This window comes from Collinsella aerofaciens (genome assembly GCF_028209395.1).
GTDB classification, from domain to species: Bacteria; Actinomycetota; Coriobacteriia; order Coriobacteriales; family Coriobacteriaceae; genus Collinsella; species Collinsella aerofaciens_AZ.
The window spans coordinates 1-12,344 of the sequence record NZ_JAQLDQ010000034.1 but is presented as its reverse complement, the minus strand read 5'-3'; the positions used below and the strand labels follow the sequence as shown (position 1 = coordinate 12,344).

The 12,344-nt window shown below is 59.3% G+C and carries 8 protein-coding genes; all 8 read left to right on the top strand.

From position 1 onward, the window contains the following. Positions 1-231: 231 nt before the first annotated feature. The 8 genes from acpS to PMW67_RS09220 all read left to right on the top strand — a co-directional run bounded on the left by acpS (position 232) and on the right by PMW67_RS09220 (position 12,129). On the top strand, positions 232-771 hold the full coding sequence (gene acpS / locus PMW67_RS09255) for a holo-ACP synthase (RefSeq protein ID WP_117798369.1): 540 nt from the start codon (positions 232-234) through the stop codon (positions 769-771). Continuing rightward, complete coding sequence (locus PMW67_RS09250) at positions 772-2,388, top strand: NAD(P)H-hydrate dehydratase (protein WP_082435564.1); 1,617 nt, start codon at positions 772-774, stop codon at positions 2,386-2,388. Positions 2,389-2,390: 2 nt separating this feature from the next. Beyond that, complete coding sequence (gene alr, locus PMW67_RS09245) at positions 2,391-3,536, top strand: alanine racemase (protein ID WP_089573672.1); 1,146 nt, start codon at positions 2,391-2,393, stop codon at positions 3,534-3,536. 8 nt (positions 3,537-3,544) lie between these two features. Continuing rightward, positions 3,545-4,165, top strand: coding sequence for a uracil-DNA glycosylase (locus tag PMW67_RS09240; protein WP_118377320.1), 621 nt, complete (start codon positions 3,545-3,547; stop codon positions 4,163-4,165). Between the two features lie 12 nt (positions 4,166-4,177). Further along, positions 4,178-4,684: a tRNA (adenosine(37)-N6)-threonylcarbamoyltransferase complex ATPase subunit type 1 TsaE gene (gene tsaE / locus PMW67_RS09235; RefSeq protein WP_006235849.1), complete on the top strand. Its 507-nt coding sequence runs from the start codon at positions 4,178-4,180 to the stop codon at positions 4,682-4,684. Beyond that, entirely contained in the window at positions 4,671-7,055 is a 2,385-nt protein-coding gene (gene tsaD / locus PMW67_RS09230) for a tRNA (adenosine(37)-N6)-threonylcarbamoyltransferase complex transferase subunit TsaD (protein ID WP_271739610.1), read from the top strand. The genes tsaE and tsaD overlap by 14 nt, the downstream gene beginning before the upstream one ends. Before the next feature lie 808 nt (positions 7,056-7,863). Continuing rightward, complete coding sequence (locus tag PMW67_RS09225; protein WP_271739608.1) at positions 7,864-9,753, top strand: carbon starvation CstA family protein; 1,890 nt, start codon at positions 7,864-7,866, stop codon at positions 9,751-9,753. Positions 9,754-9,936: 183 nt separating this feature from the next. After that, the gene (locus PMW67_RS09220) at positions 9,937-12,129 is read left to right on the top strand and encodes a hypothetical protein (protein ID WP_271739607.1); all 2,193 of its coding nucleotides are present in this window, start codon (positions 9,937-9,939) and stop codon (positions 12,127-12,129) included. The last annotated feature ends 215 nt before the right edge of the window (positions 12,130-12,344 follow it).

Sequence of the window (12,344 nt, the reverse complement as noted above, 5' to 3'; positions counted from 1 at the left end):
CATCGCGCCGAGAGTACTGCGGGGCCAGCCCGTGGGAGGCCAGGGCGCCGCTGACCGGTGGACGGCACCGAGCCGTCATCGAAACTGTAGAAGGGGGAGGCCTCGCGGCCTCCCCCTTTTTTGTATCTCGGGCAATTTGTCTCACATAGTAGCTGTGTTTTATAACCCTCGTTTGTCGCATCTTCTGTGAACGGGCTACAATAACTTAGTCTGTGCGATATGGAGGTGAACATGGCTGAAGCTGGTATCGGCGTTGATATCGTCGAGATTTCCCGCATGAAATCAATTCTTGAAAAGACGCCGTCGTTTGCTCGGCGTGTGTTTACCGAAGAAGAGCGTGCGTATTGCGATGCATCATCGCGTCCCGCTGCTCACTATGCGAGCCGCTTTGCTTCGCGCGAGGCGGTGCTTAAAGCTCTCGGCACGGGTTTTAGTCAAGGCGTGGGTCGCAAGGATGTTTCGGTAACGCGTGATAAACTCGGCAAACCGAAGGCTCTGCTTTCTGGTCGTGCTCTCGAAATCGCCCAGGATTTGGGTGTTGTTGAGGTCGCTCTTTCCATTACGCTTACGGGAGACTTGGCCGTTGCGAATGCCATCGCGATTACCGAAGATGCTCGGCCTAAGCCAAAAGATGAAAAGGTGAGCACCAAGAAACGCGTTGCGCAGACATTTAAAGAGGCTCGCTCTGTATTAGATGAGCTCGAGCAGCTGCAGAATTCAGCATTGACGGAGCACCTGGGCGATGCTTCGCAAGATACGCTAGGAGCATAGATGAAACCGGTTTTGAGTACCGAAGAAGTCGTTCGTCTCGAGGATATCATCGAACGCGAAGGGACTTCGAAGGCCGAGCTTATGGAGCTAGCGGGTGAGTTTGCTGCCAACGAGGTCTTGAAGCTCAATCCCGATCGGGTTCTCGTTCTGGTCGGTTTTGGTAATAATGGCGGCGACGGTTGGGTTGCCGCCGATATCCTGAGCCACAAGGGTGTGGACGTGGATATCGTTTCTCCGGTTGAGCCGGATGAGATTCCTGCTGCTCTGGCACGTCATGTTGCTCGTCGAACTGCCGGCCGCGATGTGCACGTTTGCGTCGGTCCCTCGCGTGACGAACTCGAGGTTTTGATCGATAAGGCCGATGTTGTTGTCGATGCCATTTTTGGTACCGGTTTCCACGGGAATCTGCGTGCGCCGTTCTCCATTTGGATTCCTACGGTCAATGAATGCGCCGATTGTGTCGTATCCATTGATGTCCCCTCGGGCCTGAATGCCGAGACGGGCGTTGTTGATGACGACTGCATTCGTGCCGAGCGCACGGTGACGATGATTGCGCCCAAGATTGGTCTGTATAGCGCTGATGGTCCTGAGTATGCTGGCGATTTGATCTGCGGCAATCTTTACGACCGTCTTGACGAGGTCATCGATGATGTCGACCACGCCGCCGAGATTGTCGAGCCCGGTGACTTAGTTGATTACTTTGCTCCGCTACCATCGAATATCGATAAGTATTCCCGTGGCTCTGTGCTTATTGTCGCCGGATCTGCGCAATATCCTGGTGCTGCCATTATGGCGGCCAAGTCTGCAGCTCGCGCGGGTGCTGGTTACGTGGCAGTCGCGGCTCCTGACGCCTGCGCCAATCTCATTCGCATGGCACTTCCTTCGATTCCGGTCTTTGCTATTCCGTCTGATTCCCGCGGCTCCTTTGGCGCCGCTGCGCGCATGACGGTGTGCGAGATCGCAAAGAAGTACAGCTGCGTGCTGTGCGGTCCCGGTATGACGACGTCTGCCGGCGCTATGCAGGTGGTTTCGGGCTTGCTCGAGCTTGATGTACCGCTAATTTTGGACGCCGATGCACTCAACTGCCTTGCTAAGATTGCCATTGACGGTATTGATAGTAACCCCGAGATGTATCGCCGCGAGCAGCCGTTGGTTATGACGCCGCACTATCGTGAGCTTTCGCGCCTGGTTGCCGGTGACGAGGTGAACGACCTTGGTACCGCGATTGCGGCCGCGCAGAAGGTTGTCTGGGCTGCAGGCTCCGACAATCTGGTGGTCATTGCCAAGGGGCCGACGACGGCTATCTGTGGCGTTGAGCGCGTGCTGCTGCCGCTCTCGGGTCCGGCTTCTCTGGCAACTGCCGGTTCGGGTGATGTTCTCGCGGGTATTTTGGCCGGCACGCTTGCCACCATGCGCGACGAGATGGATCGTTGGGAGTTGCTGTATTCGTACGCCGTTGCACTTCACAGCTACGCCGGTTTTGCTGCGGCGACGGAGTATGGTGAGAAGAGCGTTATCGCGACCGATCTTATCGACTTGATCGGTCCTGCCATGGAGCTGGCGGCAAAGGATGCGCTCGAAGATCTGGGAATCATGGACGAAGGGTCGGATGACTAATCATGAATAAAGCCGATTTGACGCGCTGGTCCTGGGTCGAGATCGACCGCGGGGCGCTCCGTCGCAACACGAGGGCCTATAAGAACTTGTTGAATCCGCGTCAGCGCCTGTGCTGCGTGGTCAAGGCCGATGCTTATGGTCATGGAGCTGTTGAGTGTGCCAAGATCATGTATTCGGCTGGTGCCGACATGTTTGCCGTGGCGACGGTTAACGAGGGCGTTGGGCTCCGTCAGGGCGGGATTACTAAGCCCGTCCTGATTCTAAGTGAGCCGCCTATCGAGGCTATTCCTGCATTGCTCGAATTCGATATCATGCCCTCGGTCTATACGTCCGATTTTGCTCTTGCGTATGGCGAATGCGCCGTCGCGGCGGGCAAGGTGGGCAAGTACCATCTTGCCATCGAGACGGGCATGAATCGTATCGGTGTTCACTACACACAGGTGCTCGACTTTGTACGCGGCATCAGTTTCCATCGCGGCATCCAGTGCGACGGCGTATTTACGCACTTTGCCACGGCCGATGAACCTTCGGGTTGGGACTACAAGCTGCAGTGCCAGCGTTTTACCGAGGCCGTTCAGGCCATTAAGGACGCAGGTTTTGAATGCGGTATCGTGCATTGTGCCAATACGCCGTCCTCGATGCTCGATTCTTCAATGCACTTTGACATGATTCGTGCCGGCATCGGTTTGTATGGTCTGCAGCCATGTGAGCTGAGTGGTCGCGTGATGCAGCTTGATCCCGTCATGAGCGTCCACGCGCGTGTGACGCGCGTGGCGCATCCTGCGATGGGCGAGGGCGTGGGCTACGGCTTTACCTACCGCGTACCGCGCACGCGCGTTCAGATCTGCACCCTTCCGATCGGTTATGCCGATGGCCTTTCGCGTACGCTTTCCAATCGTATGGACGTGCTGTATCGCGGCGAGCGTGTGCGTCAGGTGGGCAATATCTGCATGGACCAGTTTATGGTCGCCATTCAGTCCAACCCAGCACATGAGATTCCCGAGGCCGAGTATGGTGACGAGATGATCATTGTCGGCCGCGATGGAGATGCCGAGATTACCATGGACGAGATGGCGCGCCTACGCGGCACGATTAACTACGAGGTCGCTTGCGGCTTTGGTATGCGTCTCGACAAGGTCTACGTGTAGGAGTCGCTATGGGCGTCATGCACATCCCCGGCCATAGCCATCAGACGCCGCGTGAGGTCGCACTCGAGGAGATCGAGGCCGTTCTGGGCGATTGTCACCTTTGCCAGCTTTACCAGTCGCGCCATAACATCGTGTTTGGCGTGGGAAACCCCCACGCTCGCGTGATGTTTATTGGCGAGGCGCCGGGCCGCAATGAGGATTTGCAGGGCGAGCCCTTTGTGGGGGCGGCAGGCGAGGACCTCAACGGCATTTTGTCGCTGGCGGGGCTCAAACGCGAAGACGTCTACATTGCCAACGTGCTTAAGTGCCGCCCGCCGGGAAACCGCAATCCGCGTCCCGAGGAAGTGCTGGCTTGCTCGCCGTTTTTGCGTGAGCAGATTCGAAGCATCTGGCCCGATATCATCGTGACGCTCGGCAATCCCGCGACGCACTTTGTGCTTAAGACCGAGATCGGCATTACTAAGCTGCGCGGCAGGTTCCACCAGATGGGGCATTTTGTGGTAATGCCCACGTTCCATCCGGCAGCGGCGCTACGCAATCCGGCGTGGCAGGAGCTACTGGAGGAAGACTTTAAGATGCTGGGCGACTATCTGGAGCGACATCCCGCGCCAGAGGACGCCTCGGAATAATAAGGAGCATATATGTCCCTGGAGCGCCTGGGGGTAGGTACTTACAAAACGACTTGTGCTGCCGATACGGAGTACTTTGGCGAGCTAATTGCACCGTGCCTTGAGGACGGCGATGTGCTCATCCTGACCGGTGGCCTGGGAGTGGGCAAAACTCACTTTACCAAGGGCGTCTCGCGCGGGCTGGGCGATGGGCATATGGTTACGAGCCCTACGTTTGCGCTCATGGCCGTTCACGATCAAGGTCGTATTCCGCTGTTTCACTTTGATCTATACCGCCTGGAGCATGCCTACGAGCTCGAGGATACGGGCATTTTCGATGTGCTGGGCTATGAGGGTGCTTGCCTGCTGGAATGGGGCGAACAATTCCAGGACGAGCTGACGGATGAGTATCTTTCGGTGACGCTCAAGCGTGATGAGGGCGACAGCGATGTGCGAACGATAACGCTTGAGGCGCACGGTGACCGCGCAATGGAGCTTTCCCATTTGATTGATAAGGCTGTACAAGATGAGCTTGCATAACGACAACGCGCTGGTGGTGGCGCTCGATACCTCGACCGACATGCTTGCCTGCGCGGCAAGCTGGATTGATGGGCAGACGGGCGAGACGAAGCTCGTGAGTGGCGACCGCATGTGTCGCCGTCACGCCAACGTTGAGCTCGTGAATACCGTTGATGGCGTGCTGGCTCAAGCCGGTCTGGATCGCAGCGATGTTGGTTGCTATGTGGTCGGCCGCGGCCCGGGGTCCTTTACGGGTGTGCGCATCGGCATCTCCACTGCCAAGGGCCTCGCGCGTGGTGCCAATGTTCCGCTGCTGGGCGTGTCGACGCTCGACGCTTGCGCTTGGACGGCGTGGAAGGCTGGCGTGCGCGGCAAGCTTGGTATCTTGGCCGATGCTATGCGCGGTGAGGTATATCCGGCGCTGTATATGCTGGTCGATGAGGGTCTCGAGCGTCAATTTGAGCGCGAACACGTGGTCAAGGCCGCCGTGGCGCTCGATGAGTGGCGCCGAGCAGCGGACTGGGATCAGGTTCAGCTGACCGGTGACGGTCTCGTGCGCTATGGCAAGCTGCTGGGTGAGGACGAGACCGCCCGCTGCGTGGAGCGAGACCTGTGGTGGCCTTCGGGCGAGGGCTTGCTGCTCGCGCACGCTGCGGGTGACGGCGATCCGGCTCGCGTCCTGCCGATTTACACGCGCCTTTCGGATGCCGAGGAAAACGAGCGCAAGCGTCTTGGTCTTGCTGAGAGTGCACAGAGCGAAATTACGGGCGTTGCCGATGAGCTCGCCGGTCGTCATCTGCAGTTCCGTCCCATGGGCGCGGCGGATGCCGAGGGCGCGAGCGCGCTAGAGGCTGCCTGCTTTGAAGGTGCCGGACACGAGGCGTGGACGCCGGGCATGTTCCTGTCCGAACTGGGCGAGGACGTCGCTGCGCCGCGTAGTTGGTGGGTGGCACACGACGACGGCAAGCTGCTGGGCCTTGCCGGCGGTATGGTCGTGGACGGTGATGTGCAGATTCTGGATGTCGCCGTCGACCCGGCACATCGCCGTGAGGGCATTGCCCGCAAGCTGCTGTCGCATGTGAGCTATGATGCCCAGATGCTCGGCTGCACTACGGCTTCGCTCGAGGTCGAGGACGGTAACGAGGGAGCGACCGCGCTTTATAACGCTCTGGGCTTTACCGAGGCTGGCCGTCGCCGCGGCTACTATGGTGCCGGCAAGGACGCCATCGTCATGACGGCTCCGCTGCCCCTGGTGCTTCCGGTCGATAATGCTTCGCCCGAGCCGACGGCGGCAGAGCAGCGCGTATGGCCGCTGCCTGCGCCTGGGCGCTCCGAGGGGGAGCGTGCCGAAATTGAGCGCCGCCGCCTAGTGCTCGCTATCGAGAGCTCCTGCGACGAGACGGCCGTGGCGATTATCGATGCGGATGGCAATATGCTGGCCAACCAGGTGTCGACACAGATTGATTTTCACGCCCGCTTTGGCGGCGTGGTGCCCGAGATCGCCTCGCGCAAACACGTTGAGGTGATTGTGAGTGTCGTGGATGCGGCGCTCGAGGATGCCGCAGCATCGCTTGGTCTTGAGGGTGGAGCCATCGCGCCGAGCGAACTCGCCGCTGTTGGCGTGACGCAGGGTCCGGGCCTGGTGGGTGCTCTGGTAGTGGGCGTCGCCTTCGCCAAGGGCTTTGCCTATGCCGCCGGCAAGCCGCTCGTGTGCGTCAACCATCTGGAGGGCCATCTGTTCGCCAACCTGCTGGCGCAGCCCGATCTCAGGCCGCCGTTTATCTTCACGCTCGTCTCGGGCGGTCATACCATGCTCGTGCACGTGAAGGCATGGGGCGACTACGAGGTACTTGGTGAGACACTCGACGATGCTGTGGGCGAGGCCTTCGACAAGGTAGCCAAGGCGTTGGGTCTGGGCTATCCCGGTGGCCCCATCATCTCCAAGCTGGCCGAGACGGGCAACCCCCGCGCGATCGATTTTCCTCGCGCGCTTAACAGCAGGGGAGACTATCGTTTCTCGCTTTCGGGTCTTAAAACGGCCGTGACGCTCTACATCGAGCAGGAGACCAAGGCCGGGCGCACGATTCACCTGCCCGATCTGGCGGCTTCGTTTGAGGCAGCCGTCTTTGACGTTCAGTACAAGAAGGCCAAAAACGCCCTGCATGCCACCGGATGCAAGGAATACTGCATCGGCGGCGGCGTCTCGGCTAATCCGCATCTGCGCGAGATGATGATCAAGAAGCTTGGGCGTCAGGGGATCCGCGTAACGGTGCCACCGCTTTCGGCGTGCACCGACAACGCCGCCATGATCGCAGAGGTTGCCCGCCGTAAATTCGACCGAGGAGAAATCTCGCCGTTCGACGTCGACGCCGATCCAAACATGACGCTGTAGCTGGTACGGCGCGGTCCCCGGACGGAGGGGCCGGATATAAGGTTTCCTGCTCTACAGTCCTGCGCAAGACGAAGGCCACATTAAGTGGCCTTCTTTGCGTGCGGAACTCGCGATAAACCTTATATCCGGCCCCTCCGTCCGGGGACCTTTCTGTATCGATATAGCTTCTGAGCTGGTTTGGCGTCGACAACGTCCGGCAAGGTTAGCCAGCTGCGTCGAATTTCCGGCGTGCTTTAGCTGAAAGAAAAAGATGGTGTGCGGAGCTTTGCTCCGCATTTGGGATGGGAGCCCCTGAGAGCCGCGGGAGCCGGGCGGCGCATATGAACTTTATCGCGAGTTCCGCACGCAAAGGAAAGCACTTAATGTGCTTCCCGTCTTGCGCAGGACTGTAGAGCAGGAAAGTTCATATGCGCCGCCCGGCTCCCGCGGCTCCCGAGGGGTATCTCCCATGCAAAAACTTTTGTTGGGTAAAGTCCGAGGTCAGTGGCGTTTTATAACGAGAAATTCAAAAAAGTTGAAAATCCATTACAAATTTGCGTTGACTTTAGGTAACTAAAGTTTCATACTCCTTTTCAACCACTGGGGGATGTGAACACGCACGGATCGTTCACATCATGATTGAAGAGGATTTCTTAGACATGTTCACGCATCAGCTAAACATTATCAGCGTAGTAATTATCTGATGCGGGTTAGCACATACAGCTAGCCCGTACGATAACGGGCGGCTGATGAAGATGAGGGCCGTCGAGCGCAACCGACGGCCCTCATTTTTTATGTCTAGGAAGTTCTTTTTAGAGGAGGAAATGTAATGAACGGAGTTTTGCTCATGGTTGTGGCTGCGGCGGTGCTCGCCTGCGGCTATCTGGGCTACGGCCGCTGGTTGGCCAACAAGTGGGGCGTTGACAAAGAGGCCCTCACGCCGGCCAAGCGCATGAAGGACGGCAAGAGCTTCTCGCCTGTCTCCGCCTTCACCGCGTTCTCGCACCAGTTCAGCTCGATCTGCGGTGCTGGCCCCGTCACGGGTACGATCGTCGCCATGACCTTTGGCTGGCTGCCCGTCGTGCTCTGGGTCCTCGTCGGCGGCATCTTCTTTGGCGCCGTCCACGACTTTGGCGCCCTGTATGCTTCGATGAAGAACAACGGCAAGTCGCTCGCTCAGCTCATCGAGAAGTACATCGGCAAGACTGGCCGTCGTCTGTTCCTGCTGTTCTGCTGGCTGTTCTGCATCATCGTCATCGCCGCTTTCACCGACATGGTTTGCAAGACGTTCATGTTCACTCCGGTCGTTGACGCTTCTGGCGCTGCTACCGGTGCCGTCGACTTCACCAAGTCCTATGCCGCCGGCTGCGCTGGTACCATCTCCATCCTGTTCACCTTCGTCGCTATCGCCTTTGGTTGGGCCCAGAAGAAGTTCAACCTCACCGGCGCTGCCGAGTTCGTCACCGGCGTGGTCCTCATGGTTCTCATGTTCGCCGTCGGTATGCAGTTCCCGGTCTACCTGGATAAGTTCCAGTGGTTCGCCGTCGTCATGGTCTACCTGGTCTTCGCTGGCGCTATGCCCATCCAGATGCTCAAGACCCCGCGTGACTACCTCACTTCCATCATGATGATCGTCATGATCGTCTGCGCTGTCCTCGGCATCGTTGTCCTGGGTGTTAACGGCCAGGCTACGATGACCGCTCCGGTCTTCACCGGCTTCTCTGGTGCCTCCGGCATGATGTTCCCGGTCCTGTTCGTCTCTGTCGCTTGCGGCGCTCTCTCCGGTTTCCACAGCCTCGTTTCTTCCGGTACCTCTTCTAAGCAGGTCGAGAAGGAGCAGGACGCCGTCAAGGTCGGTTACGGCGCCATGATCGTCGAGTCCTTCGTCGGCATCCTTGCCATCATCGTCGCCGGCATCATGTTCTCCGACATGAACACCGCCGGTACGGGCGCCCTCAACGCCGGTGTCGCTTCCACCCCGTTCCAGATCTTCGCCGCTGGCATCTCCCGCGGTATGCAGGCCTTCGGTGTTGACGGCACACTCGCTACCGTCTTCATGACCATGAACGTCTCCGCTCTGGCCCTGACCTCGCTCGACGCCGTCGCCCGCATCGCTCGCACCTCGTTCTCCGAGTTCTTTGCCCAGACTAACGATGCCCTGGCCATCGAGTCCAAGGCCGGCTACATGAAGGTCCTCGGCAACCCCTGGTTCGCCACGGTCGTTACCCTGCTTCCCGGTCTCGCCCTCGCCTTTGGTGGCTATGCCAACATCTGGCCGCTCTTTGGTGCTTCCAACCAGCTGCTCGGCGGTATGACCATGATCACCCTCGCCGTGTTCTGCAAGTGCACCGGCCGCAAGGGTTGGATGCTCTACGTGCCCGTCGTCTTCCTGCTCTGCTGCACCTTCACCTCGCTGGTCCAGAGCGCCATGGGCTGCATGACCGCCGTCCAGGCTTACGGCTTCTTCGGCACCATCCCGGCTACCGCCACCACGGCCGCCGTCTCCGTTGCCGCTACCAAGGGCCTGCAACTCGTCTTTGCCGTCCTGCTGATGGTCCTGGGCCTCATCGTCGCCGTCAACTGCCTCAAGGAGTTCTTCGGCAAGGAGGCCGGTTCCATGCCCGACGAGGAGCCCGAGTGGTCCGAGATGGGCAAGGCCGAGTACGGTCGCGCCGCTGCCGCTGAGGCTCCTGCCGACGCCGAGGCCGCTAAGGCGTAATCGACCTTACGAATCGAACGTCACATCTATATGACTCGGAAAGACCGGGTCCGCAATCAAGCGGACCCGGTCTTTTTTCTTGTGAGAACAGGTGATGCAAGGGTGTTCTCGCAGATGTTTTGCGTGGACAAGGGCGTGCGTTGTACCATATAGACGTATATGTGTACATATGAAAGGGGCCCCGTGGCCAAGACGGTATATTCCGATAACCAACAAAATGTCGATGCTCTGGCTGAGCGTCTGAGCGGACAAACATCGCTTTCTACCGAGCGGGCAAAGCTGGTTGCCTACGACCTGCTCTGCCGCAAGGCACTCAAGATTAAGTCGAGCGCGCTGGCACAGATTTTCCGCTCCGTCGATAAGGAATGTGACACCAAGGCGATGCGCGATGAGCTTATCGCGGCAAAGATTGTGACCAAGATCGAGGGCAGCGGCGTTAACGGGCGCCCAGCGTTCTATACCATCAATGCCGAGATTCGCGATGTCCAGGAGTATCCTGTCGAGGCTACCGAAGAGGCTGGTGCTGAGGATTCCGTTGAGACGGCTACCGTGGAAGAAACTGCTTCGCGCGAGCATATCGATACCGATGAGCTGCTCGATGAGAACGTCGTTCGCGCTTTTACCGCCAAGGCGGGTCGCGGCGGCTTTGGCGGGGGCGGCAAGCGCGATGCGCAACGCCGCGCTCAGCAGGAGCGCTTCCGTCGCGCCGTTGCTCAAAAGGATGAACTTGATACCGAGGCTGTTGAGACCGAGGTTGCTGCCGAGTCGCAGAAGCCCGCGAAGGAGCAAAAGCCCGTGGAGGCCCAAGAGCCCAAGCGTCGTCGCGGTGCTCACTTTAAGACTGCGCAGCAGGATGTCGCGCATGAGGTTGAAGAGCCTTTCGAGGTTGCAGACGATGTAGAGGAGTCTGCCAAGAGGGCTCCGGGTTCGTGTCGTCCCGGCCGCGGGTTTGCGGGACGCGCGTATCCCGTAAAGCGTCAGGAGAAGGGCGAGCCAGCTCCGACCGCTCAGGCCGAGAAGATCGAACAAGCCGAGAAAACCGTTGAGCCGGCGACTCGCGAGCAGCGACCTTCCGAGTCGCAGCCTGCGGCTGACATCGAGGCCAAAGCTCGACAGTCCGCTGATAAGCAGGAGGGGGAGAGCTCCTCAAGCAAGCCCCGTCGCCGCCGTCACCGCGGCGGTCGTGGCTCAAATGCCGAGGCCGCGGCCGAGAAGGCGGCGACACAAAACAGAGATGAGAAGGCCGAGACTCCGGTGGATCAGGTCAAGCACCAGCCAGCGAAGGAGACTAAGTCTGATCGTCCGCAAAAGCGCTCGTCTGCGCCCAAGCAGGAACGTAATACCCGGGCAGATTCCAAGCGTAAGCCCCATGCACAGGCTGAGCCTGCCGCAGCTGATAATGCTGCCCAGCGGTCTGAGCCGACCGTCCACGGCGAGGTCTCGGCATTTGCCCTGGCCCGCGTTCTGGGCAGGCAGCTGCTCAAGGTTGTCCCCACGCCTACGGCGCTCTCCAAGATCAAGGAGCAGCAGACCCAGATTGTAAGGGTTGAAGGCAAGGACGGTAAAAAGACGCCGCAGCGCGCTCAGCACAACGAAATGTCCAATCGCAAAATCGCCGAGGAGATTGCGATTATCCAGGCATGGATTGAACAGAACCGCGGTGCCGATACGCCGGTTGCCTCGCGTCGCCAGCGCGCCTACCAGATCTTCAATGACGAAAAAGCTTTTGACGGCAAGCATGGTGAGCGCCTGATCAGGCGTATGACCGAAAAGGGCATCAGCATGCAGGCGATCAAGGTCGCCCCCAACCGCCCGGTGCACTTTACGGGTTTCTTTACGCTGGGCGCCGACAAGCCGTTCATTATGGTCGAGAACCTGGATACCTACGACGAAATCGTCAAGCTTCTGCGTGGCCGCAAACATGCCAAGCTTTTTGGCACTAAGGTGGGCGGCGTGATCTTTGGCGGCGGCTGCAAGGCGAGTGTCTCTCATGCGCTGGATGATTATCTGGCCGAGATCGGCTACCGCTTTAACTACGTCTACTACGTGGGTGACATCGATCGAGAGGGTGCGCGCATCGTCGAGCAGGCCCGCAACGCCAACGTCGTTGAGATTCGCCTGCATGCCGGAATGTATCGCGCCATGCTTGCCGAGCATAAGCGTCGCGTGAAGGCGGGCGGCGAGTGCGAGCCCGCGGCTGCCAACCAGGGCGTGCCGCAGAACCTGGCCGCTACGATCAAGGACCTGCCCATGGTCACGCGCGTGCAATTCCGCAACGTGCTGCGTGAGGGTGGACGAATTCCGCAGGAGATTCTGATGACCGCCGACTATCGGGATGGCGACTCGGGAAGCTTTGACCGCATGCTGAACAATTAGTTCCGCCGTTCTACCGAACGGCGGTCCTCTCGACGCTGCGAGGGGTCCTGGTATGGCAATCTGACGTTCAACTTCGGCGGCGCGACCAGAAGGTCAGCGCCGCCTTGTTTCACGTCACCTTGCCATACCAGGACCCCTCTCGCTCATATGACCCAATCCACTGTCAAGGGCCACAATGGCCCCGCCGACCGCTTGCAATCGGTCGGCGGGGCCTG

Bases quoted from the DNA above. Each gene is read 5' to 3' on its own strand.
- acpS (WP_117798369.1), top strand. From the start codon at position 232: ATGGCTGAAGCTGGTATCGGCGTTGATATCGTCGAGATTTCCCGCATG.
- PMW67_RS09250 (WP_082435564.1), top strand. From the start codon at position 772: ATGAAACCGGTTTTGAGTACCGAAGAAGTCGTTCGTCTCGAGGATATC.
- tsaD (WP_271739610.1), top strand. From the start codon at position 4,671: ATGAGCTTGCATAACGACAACGCGCTGGTGGTGGCGCTCGATACCTCG.
- PMW67_RS09225 (WP_271739608.1), top strand. From the start codon at position 7,864: ATGAACGGAGTTTTGCTCATGGTTGTGGCTGCGGCGGTGCTCGCCTGC.
- tsaE (WP_006235849.1), top strand. From the start codon at position 4,178: ATGTCCCTGGAGCGCCTGGGGGTAGGTACTTACAAAACGACTTGTGCT.
- alr (WP_089573672.1), top strand. From the start codon at position 2,391: ATGAATAAAGCCGATTTGACGCGCTGGTCCTGGGTCGAGATCGACCGC.
- PMW67_RS09240 (WP_118377320.1), top strand. From the start codon at position 3,545: ATGGGCGTCATGCACATCCCCGGCCATAGCCATCAGACGCCGCGTGAG.